The organism is Porphyromonas endodontalis ATCC 35406, from assembly GCF_000174815.1.
Lineage (GTDB): Bacteria > Bacteroidota > Bacteroidia > Bacteroidales > Porphyromonadaceae > Porphyromonas > Porphyromonas endodontalis.
In genome coordinates this window covers 1-19438 of sequence record NZ_ACNN01000018.1, presented here as the reverse complement: position 1 = coordinate 19438, position 19438 = coordinate 1, and the positions used below count along the sequence as shown (strand labels likewise).

At 47.1% G+C, this 19438-nt stretch carries 16 protein-coding genes; 2 read left to right on the top strand and 14 right to left on the bottom strand.

Annotated features, from left to right (window positions below):
- Position 1: 1 nt before the first annotated feature.
- Both POREN0001_RS04135 and POREN0001_RS04130 read left to right on the top strand, forming a co-directional pair.
- Positions 2-2473 (top strand): type I restriction-modification system subunit M, encoded by a 2472-nt coding sequence (locus POREN0001_RS04135; protein ID WP_004333415.1) that lies wholly within the window; start codon positions 2-4, stop codon positions 2471-2473.
- Positions 2474-2485: 12 nt separating this feature from the next.
- Positions 2486-3748: a restriction endonuclease subunit S gene (locus POREN0001_RS04130; protein ID WP_004333456.1), complete on the top strand. Its 1263-nt coding sequence runs from the start codon at positions 2486-2488 to the stop codon at positions 3746-3748.
- A gap of 338 nt (positions 3749-4086) precedes the next feature.
- On the opposite strand, the gene POREN0001_RS04125 is transcribed toward POREN0001_RS04130, so the two are convergent.
- The 14 genes from POREN0001_RS04125 to thrS all read right to left on the bottom strand — a co-directional run bounded on the left by POREN0001_RS04125 (position 4087) and on the right by thrS (position 19310).
- Positions 4087-4893: a hypothetical protein gene (locus POREN0001_RS04125; protein ID WP_004333437.1), complete on the bottom strand. Its 807-nt coding sequence runs from the start codon at positions 4891-4893 to the stop codon at positions 4087-4089.
- A gap of 53 nt (positions 4894-4946) precedes the next feature.
- Entirely contained in the window at positions 4947-6353 is a 1407-nt protein-coding gene (mnmE, locus tag POREN0001_RS04120; protein ID WP_004333439.1) for a tRNA uridine-5-carboxymethylaminomethyl(34) synthesis GTPase MnmE, read from the bottom strand.
- Positions 6350-6838: a 2-amino-4-hydroxy-6-hydroxymethyldihydropteridine diphosphokinase gene (folK, locus tag POREN0001_RS04115; RefSeq protein WP_004333451.1), complete on the bottom strand. Its 489-nt coding sequence runs from the start codon at positions 6836-6838 to the stop codon at positions 6350-6352. Before folK ends, mnmE begins: the two co-directional genes overlap by 4 nt.
- Positions 6839-6856: 18 nt before the next feature.
- Positions 6857-7906, bottom strand: coding sequence for a tRNA preQ1(34) S-adenosylmethionine ribosyltransferase-isomerase QueA (gene queA, locus POREN0001_RS04110; RefSeq protein WP_004333381.1), 1050 nt, complete (start codon positions 7904-7906; stop codon positions 6857-6859).
- 87 nt (positions 7907-7993) lie between these two features.
- Positions 7994-8779, bottom strand: coding sequence for a tRNA pseudouridine(55) synthase TruB (gene truB / locus POREN0001_RS04105; protein ID WP_004333417.1), 786 nt, complete (start codon positions 8777-8779; stop codon positions 7994-7996).
- A gap of 18 nt (positions 8780-8797) precedes the next feature.
- Positions 8798-9640 (bottom strand): undecaprenyl-diphosphate phosphatase, encoded by an 843-nt coding sequence (locus POREN0001_RS04100; protein ID WP_004333374.1) that lies wholly within the window; start codon positions 9638-9640, stop codon positions 8798-8800.
- Positions 9637-9882, bottom strand: coding sequence for a DUF3098 domain-containing protein (locus tag POREN0001_RS04095; RefSeq protein ID WP_004333434.1), 246 nt, complete (start codon positions 9880-9882; stop codon positions 9637-9639). Before POREN0001_RS04095 ends, POREN0001_RS04100 begins: the two co-directional genes overlap by 4 nt.
- Before the next feature lie 124 nt (positions 9883-10006).
- Entirely contained in the window at positions 10007-10879 is an 873-nt protein-coding gene (locus POREN0001_RS04090; protein ID WP_004333455.1) for a cell division protein FtsX, read from the bottom strand.
- A 327-nt stretch (positions 10880-11206) separates the two neighbouring features.
- A complete protein-coding gene (gene htpG, locus POREN0001_RS04085; protein WP_004333379.1) occupies positions 11207-13276 on the bottom strand; it encodes a molecular chaperone HtpG in 2070 nt (689 codons plus the stop codon).
- Between the two features lie 37 nt (positions 13277-13313).
- The gene (locus tag POREN0001_RS04080; protein ID WP_224208844.1) at positions 13314-15491 is read right to left on the bottom strand and encodes an ATP-dependent Clp protease ATP-binding subunit; all 2178 of its coding nucleotides are present in this window, start codon (positions 15489-15491) and stop codon (positions 13314-13316) included.
- 321 nt (positions 15492-15812) lie between these two features.
- A complete protein-coding gene (rplT, locus tag POREN0001_RS04075; protein WP_004333375.1) occupies positions 15813-16157 on the bottom strand; it encodes a 50S ribosomal protein L20 in 345 nt (114 codons plus the stop codon).
- Positions 16158-16299: 142 nt separating this feature from the next.
- Positions 16300-16497: a 50S ribosomal protein L35 gene (gene rpmI, locus POREN0001_RS04070; RefSeq protein WP_040580681.1), complete on the bottom strand. Its 198-nt coding sequence runs from the start codon at positions 16495-16497 to the stop codon at positions 16300-16302.
- A gap of 134 nt (positions 16498-16631) precedes the next feature.
- Positions 16632-17243: a translation initiation factor IF-3 gene (infC, locus tag POREN0001_RS04065; protein WP_004333444.1), complete on the bottom strand. Its 612-nt coding sequence runs from the start codon at positions 17241-17243 to the stop codon at positions 16632-16634.
- Between the two features lie 114 nt (positions 17244-17357).
- Positions 17358-19310: a threonine--tRNA ligase gene (thrS, locus tag POREN0001_RS04060; RefSeq protein ID WP_040580680.1), complete on the bottom strand. Its 1953-nt coding sequence runs from the start codon at positions 19308-19310 to the stop codon at positions 17358-17360.
- Positions 19311-19438: the final 128 nt, after the last annotated feature.

Here is a 19438-nt window from a genome sequence, read left to right as displayed (position 1 = left end):
TATGGCCATTAAGAAATCGCAACTATATAGAACGCTCTGGGAGTCTTGCAATGCACTGCGTGGCTCTATGGATGCGAGTCAGTACAAAGACTATGTGCTGATCATTCTTTTCGTTAAGTACCTATCGGATAAGGCCGGACAGCCAGGCTTCCGCTTGAATATCCCGGAAGGCTGCAGCTTCAGAGACTTTGTCTCTCTGAAGCAGAATGACAAGATAGGAGAGCTGATGAATATCAAACTGGAGGCTATCAAGGAGATGAATGCCCGTCAGATTGGCGACCTTGCATTGCCCAACTTCAATGACCCTGCAAAACTGGGCATCGGCCGTACTATGGTCGAAACTCTCTCTCGTCTTATTGGGGTCTTTGAGAATGATGCTCTCGACTTCTCCCGCAATAGAGCGGCTGATGATGATCTGCTGGGCGATGCCTATGAGTATCTGATGAAGAACTTTGCGGCTGAGAGCGGTAGGCGCAAAGGTCAATTCTATACCCCTGCCGAGGTGAGCCGAGTTATGGCAAAGGTGCTGCGCATCCATGAGCTTGACCGTGGCGAGCAGACAATCTACGACCCTACTTGTGGATCGGGCTCCCTTTTACTCCGGGCTCTTGCTGAGGCTAGTAATCCTCGTGTTTCTATCTGTGGTCAGGAGAAAGACGGCACTACGGCCGCTCTTGCTAAGATGAATATGCTCCTGCATGGCATCAGCAATTCGGAAATCAAAGTCGGCGATACTCTGGGAGATCCACAATTCAAACAAATGGGGATACTTAGCACCTTTGACGTGTGTGTGGCCAATCCGCCATTCTCTGAGAAGGAATGGTTCTCTCCCGCTTTGGAGAAAGATACATACGAGCGTTGGACTAAAGAGCTTCTCCCGCCGGCTAAGTGTGGAGACTATGCTTTTTTGATGCATCTTATCGCCTCAATGAAGTCGGAAGAGGGGCGGGGCGCTTGTATTCTGCCTCATGGCGTATTGTTTCGTGGTAATGCGGAGTATACGATTCGCAAAGACATCATCCGAAAGCGTTATATAAAAGGTATTATCGGCCTGCCTGCCAATCTTTTCTTTGGTACAGGTATCCCGGCCTCTATCATTGTTATTGATAAGAAGGATAGGGATAGCCGTAAGGGCATCTTCTTCATCGATGCCAAGGAGGGGTATATGAAGGATGGTGCTAAGAACCGCCTCCGCGAGCAAGACATCAAGCGTATTGTGGATGCATGGGAGGCGCAGCAGCCCATCCCTCACTACTGCCGTATGGTGGAGTGGAGCGAAATCGAAAGCAAAAAGAACGATTACAACCTGAATATCCCTCGCTACATACAGCCCCGGGATACTGAGATACAGCATGACATCGAAGCCCATCTTCATGGAGGGCTCCCTGCTCACGATATAGAGCTTATGGAGCCCTATTGGGCTGCGTGTCCCTCTCTTCGGGGCCAGATTTTTGAGGAGAATAACAACGGTTACTACTCTCTGAAGCCTACAAAGGAGGAGATTAGCAGTACTATTGACCATGACCCTTCATACAAGAGCCAAGGCGAAGCCTTCTCTTCGGTCCTTACAGAATGGAGGGAAGAGATAAAGCCTAGACTATTGGCGGTCGACCAAGGGGCACATCCGAAAGAGCTCATTGCCGATTGGTCCGCCTCCCTACTGAGCAAGGTGAAGGGGCACAGTGGCCTGGTGGATGCGTATGATACTTATGATATATTGCTCAACTATTGGGCAGAGTCTATGCAAGACGACTGCTATATGGTCTCTAATGATGGGTGGACTTATCCCGAGGTTAAAGCCGTAAAGCGCAAGAAAATAACGGATAAGAAGGCTGATACCATCAAGGTGAAGGAGTCGCCCTGTATGTATGACGAGATTGTCTGCGACCTACTACCGGTGCATATCCTGCTCGACGAGTATTTCACGGCAGAGACTGCTGCATTTAGCAACCTTATGATACAGATTGATGGCAAGCAGTCTGCTATGAATGAGCTCGTAGAGCAGCACATCGATGTCTTTTCCTTTGGCGAGGACGATGAGGAGGAGGGCGAAGAGAAGGCTTTTAATGTAAAGGCGGCAGAGGTTAAGGGGGCTATTAAGAATGCAAAGCAGGAGGGCACGAGCGATACCGATGTAAAGATACTGAAGCAGTGGCTCTCCCTCTCTGTGGAGAAAGAGGCTCTCAGCAAGGATCTGAAGCTGAAGCGTAGCAAACTGACCGAGGCCGTGGTGGCTAAGTATGCAGAGCTCTCCGAGGAGGAGATCAAGAGGCTCGTTGTCGAGAAGAAGTGGCTTGCAACTATTGTGGGGGCTTGTGAGGCACTGATGCAGTCCGTTACCCACCGCATAGCAACCGAGGTAACAGCCCTTGTTGAGCGTTACGAAAATACGATGTCTGAGCTACATCAGGATGTGGCGAACTATGAGCACGAAGTCAATGACTACCTAAAGGAAATGGGATTCACTCCCTGATTCATTCGAAGCATGAAAGAAACAAGATTCAAGGATACAGAGATTGGACAGATCCCCGAGGAGTGGATTTTTTCAAAGTTTGGAGATGTTTTGAGGACATTCTCTTCTGGAGCAACTCCATATAGAGGTATACCGGGCAACTTTATTGGTAATATTAAATGGATAACAAGTGGAGAACTTAATTACAAACCAATCAATGATACTCTTGAACATATCTCCGAAGAGGCCGTAAAGAATACGAATCTTACTATTCATCAAGCTGGAACCTTTTTGATGGCAATAACGGGACTGGAAGCCGTAGGAACACGAGGAAAATGTGCATTTGTTGGGAACCCTTCTACTACAAATCAGTCATGCCTTGCCATAAATGGAACTAATAAGATGATTACAAGCTATTTATTTTGGTTCTACCGAAAATACAGTGACTTATTGGCTTTTAAATATTGTCAAGGAACGAAGCAGCAGAGTTATACCGCATCTATTGTAAGAAATCTTCCGATCTTCCATCCAAAAGACATAAAAGAGCAGTCACGTATTGCGTCTGCCCTTACGAGCGTTGATAACTTGATATCGTCTCTTGATAAGTTAATAGAGAAAAAGAAGAATATCAAGCAAGGCACCATGCAGCAGCTCCTAACTGGCAAAAAGCGCCTCAAAGGCTTCTCCGACCCTTGGGTGGAAAGGAAGATGGGTAGAATGGGGAGTACATTTAGTGGGTTGACAGGAAAGACAAAAGAAGATTTTGGTATTGGAAACGCTAAGTATATAACCTTTTTGAATGTCCTGAGTAATCCAATTTTGAAGAGAGAACTTTTTGAGGAGGTTCTTGTAAGGGAAGGGGAGAAACAAAACAGTTGTCATAAAGGAGATCTTTTCTTTAATACAACATCAGAAACTCCTGAAGAGGTGGGTATTTGTGCAATGCTTGATACCGAGATGGAATCACTTTATCTTAATAGTTTCTGCTTCGGGTATAGGTTGAATGATGATAGAGTTGTTCCCGAGTATTTTGCTTATTACTTTAGATCCAATGAGGGACGAAAGTTGATGACTCTCCTCGCTCAAGGAGTAACGAGATATAACATGTCAAAATCCGCATTCATCAATGCAAAGTTATTGATGCCATCAACTGTTTTAGAGCAAAAGGCGATTGTTAATGTCCTAAAGGGATTTGAAAAGGAAATTGAAGCCCTTGAGGTAAAGAAAGCTAAGTTTGAGCAGATAAAGCAAGGCATGATGCAGCAACTACTCACTGGGAAGATTCGATTGATATGACGAGACTGCGTGGGTTTAATGGGTAGACTCCGCCCCGTTGGGGTACTGGCTGATTTCTTTTTATTTTTAGGGCAATAAGAGGGTGGAGTACTGTCTGAAAAGTTTTTCATTTTAGCCCTAAATCCTACAAAATCTCAGGCTGTACCTCTTCAGCATTTCAGCTAACTTTCCCAGCCCTCTCCCCCAAGGGAGGTCACTAACGCACAGAAAGGGTAAAAAGAAAGGTGCCCATCAATGAGCGCCTTTTCTTTTAGAGATGCTTGATTATCTGCTAATCAGCAATTATTTGTCGATGCAGAATAAAAGTCATTGTCAACGCATCTTTTTTAGAGAGGTTGTTACGAACACTTACCAGGTTGCGTACCCTTTTCTATCATTTCAATGAGATTAATAATAGCATCTTTATGTGGAGCCACTTTACGACTCTGAGGATGTAATGATCGAATAATATATTTCTCTTTAAGTTTATATACTTGGATTTTTATCTCTGGATTCTCTTTGTCCCAGGGCACTTCACAGAACGGTAAGGGTTCCTTACCATCACCGTCAGAAAGAAGCGAAGAGATAAAAGGATCTGTCCACCAACTAATCCTTGTCTTGTTATCTCGCTTCATGCCATCTGTCAAGAAAACAATATACTTAGGAGACCAAAAGTCCAATTCACTTTTGAGAACTTCGATGTTGTTGTTTGAAGTTTTTTTGAATAACTTGTAGCTTGGATTACCTTGTGCGTTTGGTGCAACTTTGCAAATATTACTCCATGCGACAAAGTTAAACCACTCTTGACCATAAAAATGCGTTGAAACGCCTTTTATTATATTCCAAAATTGGGATCTATTTGTGTTATAACCGTCTTCAGAAGAGGACCATTGGTTCTCAACCCACTGCATTTGATCGTCCCTATTCCATCCTCTTTCGTTGCTATTGTCGTCATTACTGAAGAAAATATCATCATCCCAGGTCCCATGGGACCAACCATTTGTAGCTCGTCCGTAGAAAATAATTCCATCGTTTTCCTTAATAGGGAACTTGTCACCCCATTGCATCAAGAATGGGCAAAGATTTTCGTCTGCATTACAATCTTTTCGGAGATTGACATATAAGGGAAGTAGTCTCTCCTTTAGCTTATCAAGATTGTGTTCCATAATTATCTGTATTTATTGTATAGTTGCCTATTCCTGAGTTATGCTTCGGATTCCTATTTGCCGATGCAGAAGTGAGCGAATATGGAGTGGAGCACCTCCTCTCCGGTGATGGTGTGACCCGTTATTTCGCCGAGTGCCTCGAGCACGCAACGGAGGTCCAGAGTGATAAAGTCGACCGATACGTTGGCATCCAGAGCCTCCAGCACAGTCCGAAGATGGGTGGCTGCCTTCTCTAGGGCGTGCAGGTGCCGTTCGTTTGTAATCAACGTTTCCTCTTCGGTATTGCCTTCTTGTATCCCGCTTTTCTTGAGGAGTAGCTCTTGTAACTCTTCGAGTCCACGCCCCTCTTTTGCCGATAGTAGGACGGGCGTCTGCCGGAATGCTGCGCTAACCTCTGCGGCTAACGCCTCCCGCTCTTCCTCGGTCAGAAGGTCAATTTTATTGAGAAGGACGAGTCGATTCTCGGGGGATAGCGGCAGAGAGGCGAGTTGCTCTAGAGACGAATTTACCCCTTCCTTCTGTACACGTAATGCATCCAGGAGGATAAGGCTGAGGGCGGCATCTTCTGCCTTTTGTAGTGCTCGCTTTATTCCCAGCTGCTCGATAGGGTCTTGGGTGTGGCGCAGGCCTGCTGTATCTATGATGCGGAATAGCACTCCCTTTATCACGAGTTTCTCTTCGATGCTATCGCGAGTGGTGCCCTCTATATCGCTTACAATGGCGCGATCCTCTCCCAGTAGGGCATTGAGTAGGGTGCTCTTGCCCGTATTCGGTTGCCCAAGAATGGCGATAGGGATGCCCTCTTTGAGGTGTTTCCCCTGGGTAAAACTGCCAATGAGTTGTCCGATGCGCTGCTGGATGGCGGTGGCAAGAGAGCGCAAGGCCTCGCGATCGGCAAACTCTACATCCTCTTCACTGAAGTCCAATTCAAGCTCGAGTAGCGAGGCAAACTCGAGTAACTGATCGTGCAGGGAGCCCAATTCCTGACTTAATTTCCCCCTTAATTGCTGCAAGGCAAGGCGGTGTTGGGCGGCACTCTCGGCTGCGATCACATCCGCAACGGCTTCCGCTTCGGCTAGGTCTCGACGACCATTGAGGTAGCTCCTGAGGGTGTATTCTCCCGGTTGTGCCGGGCGGCATCCCTCTGCCACAAGCCAGCGCAGGAGCGTTTGTACAATGTAGGGGGAGGCGTGGCAGGATATTTCCACGAGATCCTCACCCGTATAGGAGTTGGGTGCCTGGTAATAGGTCACCACCACTTCGTCTAGGATCTCTCCCGAGCGGCTTATCGTTCCGTAGTAGGCATGGCGGGGAGTCCAACTATCTCTATGGGGAGAGAAAATCTGTTGGAGGCAGGGGAGAGCCTGACTGCCCGATACACGGATGAGGGCAATGCCGCCACCACGACCCGAGGCAAGGGCGCAAATGGTGGATTCGTCGGTGAGATGATCTAGATTCATGAGGCTTGGGAGAGAAGAGAGGCAATAGGTTGCTGTGCTAGGGGATGCACGAGCGTGGGGGCAATAGAGGCCAAGGACTCTAGCACAAAGAGGCGCTTGAGCATCTGAGGGTGGGGGATTTGGAGCCGATCGCCTTGGTCTATGATCTCTTGATTGTACAGGAGAATATCAATATCAATGGGGCGATCTTGGTAGGCTTCGTGGGGGAGATGCTTGTGCCTACGCCCCAGAGCTTGCTCTATGGATTGCGTCTGAGAGAGCAGTTCGTTAGGCGAGAGAGGCGTGTATACAGCCACCGCTGTATTGAGAAAAGGGTGTGGCGAACTAAAGCCCCAAGGCTCGGTTTCTATGTAACGAGCAATGGACGCAATAGTGCCTATTTCGTCCCTTATCTTACGGATAGCAAGCGATAGCAACTCCCATCTCTCGCCTTGATTGCTCCCGAGAGATAGGTAAACCAAACTGAGCGGAGCCGACTTCTTCATCAAAGAACCCCCTCCGTTTTAGATAATAAGCATGGCATCGCCATAGGCTCCGAAGCGGTACTTCTCTTGCTTTGCCACTTCGTAGGCGTTCATAATGTTTTGGTACCCTGCCACAGCAGCTGCGTTCATGAGGAGAAGTGATTGCGGCATATGGAAGTTGGTTATGAGCGACGTTACAAATTCGATAGGGTAGGGAGGATAGATGTACTTATTGGTCCAGCCATCGAATTCCTTTACATATCCATCGGTGCTTACGGCGGTTTCGAGAGCACGAAGTACGGAAGTACCCACTGCTACGATATGCTTCCCTTCGTCACGGGCTTTGCGAGTAATTTCGCAGCATTCGGGCCCGATAAACATCTGTTCGTTGTTCTTTTTGTGCTTGGATAGGTCTTCGATGTCTTGATTTTCGAAGTTGCCCAATCCGTTGTGTAGGGTGAGGTAAGCAAGACGGCAATCCGCAATTTCTAAGCGTTTGAGTAGCTCACGACTAAAATGCAACCCTGCTGCAGGAGCAATAACAGCCCCTTCTTCGCTGGCGTATATGGTTTGGAAGCGTTCCAAATCCTCTTCGGTTGCATCTCGCTCCATGTACTTGGGTAGAGGAGCTTCGCCCAAAGCGTAGAGGTACGACTTGAACTCTTCGTGAGAGCCATCGTAGAGGAATCTGAGGGTACGTCCGCCATTGATTGTATTGTCGATAACCTCAGCCATGAGACCATCATCGGGCCCAAAATAGAGTTTATTCCCTATACGTATCTTACGAGCAGGGTCTACAAGTACATCCCATAGCTTGATTTGGGGATTGAGTTCTCTCAAGAGAAACACCTCTATCTTGGCATTGGTCTTCTCTTTCTTGCCATAGAGGCGAGCCGGTATTACTTTCGTATTGTTGAAGACGAAGGTGTCACCCTTTCCGAAGTATTTGAGGATGTCTTTGAAAATACCATGTTCGATAGAGCCATCTTTGCGATGTAAAATCATAAGACGGGACTCGTCTCGGTGCTCTACCGGATGTGAGGCGATTAATTCCTGGGGAAGATCGAAGCCGAACTCAGAAAGTTTCATAGCTATCTTAGTATTTAATCATTATCAATATAGGGGGAGCAGAGGGGAAATTAGCCTTTCTACTCCTTTTAGTTTTAGAGGCGGATGCTACTTCGAAGTAGGGGGGACAATGGGGTCGAATCCCTCTTCGTTTAGTTCTGCATGGGCTAGAAAATCGGGCAACTCTTCCAGTGTGAGACTATCCTCTACCCGTACATTGCCCAGCTGCGTGCGCCGTAGAGCGGTGAGGTAGGCTCCACTTTGGAGCCTCTCCCCGAGGTCTCTAGCGAGAGAGCGGATGTAAGTGCCCTTGCCACAACTCACTCGTAGAGTTGCATAGGGAGGCTCGAAACTTACGACCTCTAGCTCGTGAATCGTAATGGGTTTGCCCTCCAGTTGGCAATCCTTTCCTTTACGTGCAAGGTCGTATGCACGTTTGCCCCCAACGGAGACGGCTGAAAATATAGGGGGCACTTGCAGCGTTGTTCCGAGGAACTCCTGTAGAGCCTCCTCCAGCATGCCCTGAGTTATATGCTCATAGGGGTAGTGGGCATCTTCGGGGTGCTCTAGATCGAACGATGGGGTAGTGGCTCCAAATTTGAGGGTGGCCACATACTCTTTTCTGTTGAGCATTAGTTGCTCTATTTGTTTGGTGGCTCGCCCCGTACAGAGGAGGAGCAATCCGGTTGCCTTGGGATCTAATGTGCCTGTATGCCCTACCTTGATTTTCTTGAGTCCAACGGTTTGCTTCACCATGATGCGGAAGCGATTTACCACATCGAACGAAGTCCAATCGAGGGGTTTGTCTACGGCAATGATACTACCCATCCTGAGGGTAAGGGGTGCGATCGGTTTTCCATCTTGCGTCCGAGTATGCAGTACGATTTCGCTCATCTTTGCACTATGCCCTCCTTAATCAATCGTAAGTTCTACCCCACAAGCTAGTAGGGTGAGGATGAGAATCCCCACGACAATACGATAGTATCCGAATACCTTAAAGCCATAGCGTGTGAGGAAGTTGATGAAGAATCGTATAGCTACAAGAGCGAGAAGGAAGGCTACTACATTGCCAATAAGCAGGGTTTGCCAGTTCTCTGCAAAGATCGCTGAGCCAAAGCCTTTGTAGAGTTTATAGGCTTTGAGTAGGGTAGCGCCAAACATAGTGGGGACGGCCAAGAAGAAAGAAAATTCGGCAGCCGTTCTGCGACTCAGACCCTGTTGCTGCCCTCCTACGATAGTTGCCATGGAGCGAGATACCCCCGGTATCATGGCAATACATTGGAAAAATCCGATCCAAAGAGCATTCCCAAAGGTTATCTTCTCCCCTTGAGATTTGCTGAATATGCGGTCTACAAAGACCATGAGTACGCCACCAAGGAGCAGCATCGTTGCTACTACCCAAACGCTGCCCAGTAGGGCGTCGATTTGCTTTTCTAGAAGTAGCCCTAGCACTGCAGCAGGGAGGCATCCCACGGCGAGTTTGAGGTAGAAGAGGAAGAAGTCTTTCCAACGAGTGGATTTATCTCCGCTTGCGCCCATCTGTTGCGCCCCGGGAACGAAGAACCTACGCCAGTAGAGAACAACTACGGATAGTATGGCTCCGAATTGAATCATAACCGTAAAGGCACGGCTATAATCGGTACTCTGCATCCCAAGGAGCCCTTGGGTGAAGATCATATGCCCCGTAGAGGAGATCGGTAAAAACTCTGTAAGCCCCTCTATAATGGCAAGGACAATAGACTCTAAAATAGTCATTGGCGAGGTGTTTCTTCGGATTTATCTTTCTTTTTCTTGTCTTGCCTCATGATGGCGTAGATCATAAGTACAAACCCTATAAGGCATACTGCAGGTGCTATTACAATGCGACGAGCAGAGAATATAGCCGGGTTAAAGCTGATGCCGTCCTCAGAACCTCCTCCCATCATTAGGATAAAGCCTATAGCCACGAGGGCTACAGATGCGAGCATCAGCACGTAATTCTTCTTGCCAAAAATCATATATTGTATGGATTGATATTTAGGGAGATGCTTTTCTCTTTCGGATAACTTGCCCTCTCTCTTACGAGGAGTTGTGCGGATCGAATGAGAGAAGCTACTCCCTTATATTTTGTTGATTTCTTCTTTAGCTTAACACCATGCGGCCACCATCCATTCGGATGTAACGGCGGGTGGCAAAGAGTGCCGTGATAAGGGATAGGAGCATCCCGAGAAGGGGAAGAGCAACCATCACAACGGCACAATGTAGGTTAGAGATATAGCTTGTGGCTTGCTGCATGTAACGATCTGCCCCCCAGAGAGAAGCAAGCAGCAGAGCTACTGCGATACAGCCCCCCCACAATCCATTCATCAAGCTATAGAGCAAAAAGGGACGGCATATAAAACCAAACTTTGCTCCTACCAACGTCATAGAACGAATCAAAAAACGTTTGGTGTAGATCATGAGGTGGGTAGTATTGTTTACCTGTACAATAGCCATCAGGAGTAAAAGCCCTATCAAAAGTAAAAGGAGGTAGGATACTTTGGTCATCCTCTTGTCTACCGTAGAGAACATGTCTAGGCGATAGGAGAGCTGATCCACTCCATTTATCGATGCTATGTAGGCATCAACCAAAGGTAGGCTGTCGGGGTCTGTATATTCAGCTTTGAGGTGTAATTCGATAGAGGGGAGTAGGGGGTTGTGCCCAAGTACCAGTTCCGGATTTTCTCCTAACTCCTCTTCCAGCTCTTTAGCTGCCTCTGCCGGAGATATGTAGCGTACCTCTTTGATATATTTATGTTGAGCTAATTCTTGGCTCAAGGCTTCTGCCTTCTCGCCCTCCATCTCCTTATCAAGATTGATGGTGAACGTCAGCCCCTCGCGCATTTCGCGCTCCATCCCCTTTTGTATTGACTCAAGAACACCAACCCAACCTAGGATAAAGAGGGGGATGGCAATACTTATGATCGCAATAAATCGAGTGTGAAATGAATACTTCCTCTTCTTGGGATGTGACATATAACTAGGCTTTTCTTACTCCGTCTGTCTCTATTTCTGTTTGGTAAATTTGCTCCTACATGAGACTGAGTTTCTGTAAACAAACGCTCATTTTAGTGCATAACTTCACCGCCTACAAAGTTACTATCTTTTCGTGATTCAGGCAATTTTGCTCCCTTGTTACCGCTCCGATGGAGCTTCCTTAGGTTCGTAGTGCTTTATTTGCGTATGGCTAGCCGATCCAAAAAAAATCTCCGGAGGGAAAGAAATAGGTTCGATTTCCTTCTCCTCCGGAGGTAATGCTTAGGTATTGCTACCTCTAGTGTTTTGTGTTTAATCGATTGATCCTTATTGCTTTATTAGGCTATAAGAGCGTGTCATAAAGTCGTGTAGACGCTCGCCAGAGAGCAAGCCACGACTAAGAAGAGCAAGGTCCCAAAGTTGAGCAAGCTGTGGGGCTCCCTCTGCAAATGACTTAATAAGGGAGGTGAGTTGCTCGCTCTTTTCGTCGATTTCTTTCGTGATATTGCTTCGGCGAGTGCGCAGATCCTCAGCGATATCCTCCTCTTTCTTATCTCCGATCTCCTTCACTACTTCGGCACGTTCGTCGTTGAGTTTCTTCAAATCCTCTTGGAGAGAGTGGAGAGAGTCCTTCGAGCTACTCTTTAGCTCCGTGAGAAGCGAGCGTACGATAGGATGAGAAGCATTGACCACGAGGGTAAATGAATCGGGCAAAGTGCCGTAGAAAGCCATTCCTTGTTGGAATTTGCTCATATCCTTCATACGCCTGATCCATTCTCCTTGGATGAGCTCAACCGGTAAGGCTGTAGCGGAGGCTGCCTCTTTCGCCGTTACCTGTACGTGGAAGGTACGTCCCTCTTCTTGCGGAGCCGTTTGAGTGAATAACTTATTGATAAGCTCTTCATCTTGCTGCTCGAGAGGCTCGTTGTTTGTCTCCTCTTTTACGATGAGTCGGTCTATGGTGTCGCTATCCACACGAGCAAAATGTACCTTCTCTTGCTTCTGTTCCAGCATATTCATGAGGGGGAGCGCAAGAGGTCCATCCATCACAATTACGCTGTAGCCCTTGTCGGTAGCCGCACGCATAGATAGGAATTGCTCCTCTTTATTCGTTGTGTAGAGTATGCAGAGATTCCCGTCTTTGTCGGTTTGTTGGCTTTCGATCAGCGTGCGATATTCATCGAAGGTGAAGTATTTGTTGTCGCAATCTTGGAAGAGCATAGAGGGGAAGAGACGCTCATATGCTTTATCGTCGGTGAGCATCCCGTAATGCACGAATAGCCCGATAGAATTCCATTTTTCCTCATACCCCTTGCGGTCGTTCTGGAACAATTCTGCCAATTTATCGGATACCTTTTTGCTGATGTGCCGTGCGATCTTTTGAGCATTGGCATCATTTTGCAAATAGGAACGGCTTACGTTTAGAGGAATATCGGGAGAGTCTATTACCCCTTCGAGTAGCGTGAGCCACTCGGGTACGATGTCTTCTACATGGTCGGTAACGAAGACCTGATTGCAGAACAGCTTAATTCTATTCTTTTGTAGCTCTACATTTGGTTTAATATCAGGGAAAAAGAGTATCCCTTTTAGGGTGAAAGGGTAGTCTACATTTAGGTGAATCCAAAAGAGAGGTTCGTCAGAAGTGGGGTAGAGTGAGCGGTAAAATTCTTTATAATCCTCCTCTTTGAGGTCGTTGGGAGTACGCACCCAGAGAGGGTTGGTATCGTTGATTTGATTATCCTCATCGGTGGGTACTATCTTGCCATCTTTCCATTCTTCCTTTTTACCAAATAGGATGGGGATGGGAAGGAAGCGGCAATACTTATCGAGTAGAGCTCCTATTTTTTCTTTTTCTAGGAAGGCAAGGCTATCTTCGTCTACGTGAAGAGTGATGGTGGTACCACGATCGGTACGACTAGAAGGAGTCAAAGTATATTCCGGAGAACCATCACAAGACCAATGAACAGCTTCTGCTCCAGGTTTATAGGAAAGCGTATCAATCTCTACAGTATGTGCTACCATAAAGGCCGAATAGAACCCTAGACCAAAGTGCCCGATGATGGCGGCTTCGCTCCCTTCGTACTTCTTCAGAAACTCCTCAGCCCCACTGAAGGCAATCTGATTGATGTAGCGGTCAATTTCGTCTTGGGTCATACCTACTCCCCGATCCGTGATGGTAATGGTCTTGGCTTCCTTATCTAAATCAACGCGCACGGAGAGATCTCCTAATTCGCCTACACTATTGTCGGTACGTGCAATAGTGGTGAGTTTGGTAGTGGCATCTACGGCATTCGATACCAATTCTCTTAAAAAGATATCATGCTCACTATAGAGAAACTTTTTGATGATGGGGAATATATTCTCACTTGTTACCCCAATTTGACCTGTTGTTGCCATGTTATTTTGACGACTGATTGTTTGTTGATTTTCTAGATTATTGAGTAACCTTTACGGGTTCGAGTACCTTCTGTCGTGAGGGTACTGTAGCTTTTAGAGATCCATCCTCCAATACGAACTCTACACAGTCTCCTTGTGAGATTGCACCATCAAGTATCAGATCTGTGAATTTGTCTTCGATCTCTGTTTGTAGGAGACGCTTCAGAGGGCGTACTCCATAGAGAGGGTCAAAGCCTTTTTTTGCAAGCCAGCGCTTAGCCTCCATGGATATCTCAAAGTTATAATGCTCTCGTGCTACGCGTTGTTGCAAGACGGCAAGTTCGTTTTCGACGATGCGCAGAAGAGCCTCCTCGCTGAGGTGAGAGAAATGAATTACGGCATCGAGGCGGTTGAGGAACTCTGGACTAAAAGTACGTTTGAGTTCCTTATCAATGATGTTTTGTGTGTACTCCGAAGCAGATTCGGGCGTCATCTCAGATTCTGCTCGGAATCCCAATGCAGATCGGAACTCTGAGACCCGACGGCTTCCCACATTCCCCGTCATGATGATTACAGTATTCTTGAAGTCGACCTTACGTCCGAGGCTGTCTGTTAATGCCCCTTCGTCCAAAACTTGGAGCAGCATGTTGAATACTTCGGGATGTGCTTTCTCTACTTCGTCGAGCAGGACAACGGAATAGGGTTTCCGTCTTACTTTCTCTGTTAGTTGTCCCCCCTCCTCATAACCTACATACCCCGGAGGGGCACCTACTAGACGGGAGGTGGTAAACTTCTCGGAGTATTCGCTCATGTCCAAGCGGATAAGAGCATCCTCATCCCCAAACAATTGCTCTGCGAGTTTTTTTGCAAGGAATGTTTTCCCAATCCCGGTGGATCCCAAAAATAGGAAACTCCCGATGGGTCGCTTTTCATTGCGTAGACCTAGCCGATTTCGTTGGATGGCTCGCGATACTTTGTCAATAGCTTCGTCTTGTCCGATAACAATGCTACTGAGGGTATCCTTTAGTGCCTTTAGTCGTTCCGTTTCTGCCTTGGCAATACGCTCTGCAGGGACGCCTGTGATGAGAGCTACGGTCTGAGCAATGTGATCTGAAGTGATTGTCGATTCCGATCCTTTTTCTCCATCTTCGGAAGAGAGCTGCTCCATGCGAGCAAGCATATCGCGCTCCTTTTCGCGCCAAGAGGCGGCAAGTTCGTAATTGGATGCCTTAACGGCCGCTATCCTTTGTTCCTTATAGTATTGGCATCTCTCCTCTAGCTCTTTTGCTTTTTCGGAGGGTTCGCTATTATTTGCATGCATTCGAGCCCCGGCTTCGTCTATTGCGTCTATTGCCTTATCGGGGAAATATCGATCGGAAATATAACGATCTGTAAGTTCTACAGCACTCTGTAGAGCCTCATCCGTATAGTGTACTCTGTGGTATTTTTCGTAGATACTTTTGATATTTCTCAGGATGTTGAGGGTCTCTTCGGGGGTGGTGGGGTTGACAATAATCTTTTGGAAACGTCTCTCTAGTGCCCCATCTTTCTCAATGCTCTTGCTATACTCAGCAAGTGTAGTTGCCCCGATGCAGCGAATCTCTCCTCGGGAGAGTGCCGGTTTGAGGATATTGGCCATATCCATACTCCCTTGGGTAGAGCCTGCCCCTATTATGGTGTGGATCTCGTCAATGAACAGGATAATTTCAGGATGCTCTTTGAGCTCCTTTACGACGGATTTTAATCGCTCCTCAAACTGACCTCTGTACGAAGTGCCTGCCACCAACAGTGCTGTATCTAAGGAGATGATGCGCTTGTCGTGTAGAATATGAGGAGTTGTTCGGTCGTGAATGCGTTGGGCTAACCCTTCTACAATAGCACTTTTGCCCACCCCTGGCTCTCCGATTAGTACCGGATTGCTTTTCTTGAGGCGGCATAGGATCTGAATAAGCCGCTCCACTTCCTGCTCTCGCCCAATCATAGGATCTAATTTGCCCATTTGTGCCAGCCTTGTTAGGTCTGTACCAAATGTTGATAGGGCCTTCAGTTGTGGGTCTTTGTGCCTCTCTCTCTCGGACGATGAGGCCGAAGAGGATTTGCCTGCACCCTCGTTATTATTATCAGGTAGAGACTCCTCAAAGTCTTCTTGACTAATACCATCCACGAGCTTTGTGTCTCCTTGGTATGGATCCATCCCTTTGAGGAGGTTTGTTTGCTCTATATTATTGTAGTCCATAATGCACTTCATTCTCATTATTTGCTTCAGACTCTTGCGAAGTACAAGAGCTGTCTCGGAGGAAAATACTCTCGAGTGTATCTAATTATAGGGAGAATATACAAACACTGTGCCAAAAGACAACCTGTCATCCCCTCAGAGGTTGAGGTATAGATACCAAGAAGGGCAACCAACTCAAGATTTGAGTGGTTGCCCTTCTTGCTAATGCAAATCCGAAAGATCCTCTCTTGTTACCTTTTTCCCCTCTATCTCGCCATTTCAAGATGGCTACAAGAGTAGGGTACTATGCGTACCGAGGGGAGAGAATCTCCGTTATAGAGTTTATTTTACCTTCTCTACGATAGCTTTGAAAGCTGCAGGATTATTCATAGCGAGGTCAGCTAGGACCTTGCGATTAATTTCGATGCCCTTGCTGTGAAGTGCACCCATGAGACGAGAGTAAGACATCCCTTCCATGCGAGCTGCAGCATTGATACGCTGGATCCAAAGTGCGCGGAAGTTGCGCTTTTTGTTCTTACGATCGCGGTAAGCATAGGTAAGTCCCTTTTCCCAAGTATTCTTGGCAACGGTCCAAACATTGCGGCGAGCACCATAGTAACCGCGAGTTAGTTTAAGTATTCTCTTGCGCTTTGCGCGAGATGCTACATGATTTACTGATCTTGGCATAATAATTCGTTTTTGATGGGCAGCGGCTCTTGGCAGTCAATGCTACCGGCGAACTCTTTGTCGGGCTTGCCCCTCGGTGAAACTTTGTTTTTGTGAAAAACTTCTGATCGGATGTGGTTAATTGATACAGGAGAAGTTGTTATTAACGCATAACGAGCATCTCTCTTACGCTGGCAACGTTGGCCTTTTCTACCAACCCACTATACGTAAGATTACGTTTGCGCTTTTTGCTCTTCTTCGTGAGAATGTGGCTCTTAAAAGCATGTTTTCTCTTGATCTTCCCAGATCCGGTGATCGCGAAGCGTTTCTTTGCTCCCGATACAGTCTTTTGTTTAGGCATTTTCTTTTCTAATTTATTCGTGAAACTTATAGTACTATTTCCTGCAACCATGGGGCACGCCTATGCCCTTCTGTTTACAGCCTTCTCCCTCTCTCTTAAAAGGAGATCGAAGTGAAATAGTACTCTCTCTTTTGTTACTTGCTGTCTGAATCTGCTGCTTGGGCCTCCACTTGAGGCTTGGGCTGTTGTTTCTTTGGTGCTGTCCCTTTTTTGGGGGCGAGCATCATAAACATTCGTTTTCCTTCGAGCGAAGGCATGCTCTCCACTGTTGCTATATCTTCCAAATCGGTAGCAAAGCGAAGTAGGAGTACCTCCCCTTGGTCTTTGAAAAGGATAGAGCGACCTCGGAAGAATACATACGCCTTTACCTTAGAACCTTCCCCGATAAAGCTACGAGCATGTTTGAGCTTAAAGTTGTAGTCGTGGTCATCTGTTTGGGGACCGAAGCGGATCTCCTTGATCACAACCTTCACAGAATTGCTCTTCTGCTCCTTGAGCTTTTTCTTCTTTTGATAGATAAACTTCTGGTAGTCAATCACCCGACAAACGGGAGGATTGGCCTCTGCAGCAATTTCTACGAGGTCGAGACCAGCACGATCTGCTATGCGTAGAGCCTCTTGTATGGGATAGATCCCTTGGTTCACATTATCCCCCGTGAGACGAACCTCACGCGCTGTAATGGCTTCGTTAATACGATGTTGATCTCTACTGTTGTGATTGCTACTATGCTTCTTGTTGTCGTTCACTATCCTTTTTCTTGAGGGGTTGAGGGTTCTAAATATTCTATCTCTTTTCTTCTATTCTACAAAGATGATTCTGATGAGTACACTACGCTCAAAACCTGTGTAAGGCTCTATTTATCAGCGATCTCGCTGCCAAGCATTCATTTCATCATCCACCTCTTGGCAGATTTTCTCCGCAAAGGTAGATAATTTTACGGAACCTTGGTCTCCTTCTCCCTGCTTTCTTACAGAAACCGTTTCGTTTTCGCTCTCTTGTGCTCCCACGATTAGGAGGTAAGGAATGCGCTTGAGTTCGTTGTCTCGTATCTTTCTACCGATCTTCTCGTTACGGTCGTCTACCGTTGCGGTTATGTCGTGATTGGCCAAGAAGTCCCTTACTTTATAAGCGTATTCATTGAAGTTCTCTCCAATAGGAAGTACGACAACCTGATCCGGAGTTAACCAAAGGGGGAAGCGGCCTGCAGTGTGTTCGATAAGAACAGCAACGAAGCGCTCCATGGAGCCGAAAGGTGCTCTGTGGATCATCACGGGGCGATGCTTTTGATTGTCTTCGCCCGTGTATTCGAGGTCAAATCGCTCCGGCAAGTTGTAATCGACTTGGATTGTACCCAATTGCCAGCGACGGCCAATGGCATCTTTGACCATAAAGTCAAGTTTGGGCCCGTAGAAAGCGGCTTCTCCATACTCAACTACAGCGGGCAGTCCCTTCTCTTGGCATGCTTCTATAATAGCCTGTTCTGCACGATCCCAATTCTCATCGCTCCCGATATATTTCTCGCGATTATTTTTGTCGCGGAGTGATATTTGAGCTTCGAAGTTCTCAAATTTGAGTGCCTTGAATATGATGAATATAATATCCATCACCTTGAGGAACTCGTCTTTTACCTGCTCGGGCGTACAGAAGATGTGCGCATCGTCTTGGGTAAAGCCACGCACACGGGTTAGACCATGTAGCTCTCCACTCTGCTCATAACGATATACCGTTCCAAACTCCGCGAGACGTACGGGCAAATCGCGGTATGAGTGAGGTTTGATGCGGTAGATCTCGCAGTGGTGGGGGCAGTTCATGGGCTTGAGCATGAACTCTTCACCCTCCTGAGGGGTAGTGATGGGGCGGAATGAGTCTGCTCCATACTTAGCGTAGTGCCCGGAGGTTTTGTAGAGCTCAATGTTCCCGATATGGGGGGTCATTACCTGCTGGTAGCCAAAGTCTTTTTGGATTTTCTTGAGAAAATCTTCGAGACGGAGACGGAGGCGTGTACCACGAGGGAGCCAAAGGGGAAGCCCTGCACCTACAGTTTGAGAGAAAGCGAATAGCTCTAGCTCCTTGCCAATCTTGCGGTGGTCACGCTTTTTGGCTTCTTCGAGTACGGCAAGGTACTCATCAAGCATCTTCTTTTTGGGGAAGGTGATACCATAGATACGCGTTAATTGCTTACGCTTCTCATCGCCTCGCCAGTATGCCCCTGCTACACTGAGCAATTTTACGGCCTTGATATAGCCCGTATTGGGGAGGTGAGGCCCTCGGCACAAGTCGGTAAAGCTACCTTGAGAGTAGGTGGTAATGGTACCATCCTCTAGGTCGTTGATTAACTCTACTTTGTAGGTTTGTCCCTCGTTTGCAAAGCGTTTGAGAGCCTCCTGCTTACTGATAGAGCAACGAGTCAAAGGTTGTTTCTCTTTGGCAAATTCGAGCATCTTCTCCTCGATTTTGGCCAAATCACTCTCTTTGAGTATGGTGTCGCCTGTGTCTATATCGTAGTAAAACCCATTCTCAATGGCGGGACCGATCCCAAACTGAGCGTGAGGGTATAAGGCTTGGATTGCCTCTGCCATAAGGTGAGCAGATGTGTGCCAATAGGCGTGCTTACCACCGTCGTCTTCCCATTTGAGGAGTTTTACGTTTGCATCTTGCATGAGGGGCGTGGATAGATCGACAATCTTTCCGTCCACCTCTGCTGCCAAAACATCTTGAGCGAGACGAGTACTGATCTCTTCTGCTATCTGATACGGAGTTACACCCTCTTGGCATTCGCGTTGCGACCCATCGGGTAGCGTTATCTTTATCATAGTCTTTTCTTTTCGTCCTCTTTTGCTCTTGTACCTCTGCCACCGACCTTTAAGGGTAAGTGTCATATGGTCTTTTATAGAGCAATTCCATGCAAAGTTACAACTTTATACCCAATCAGCCATTTTTT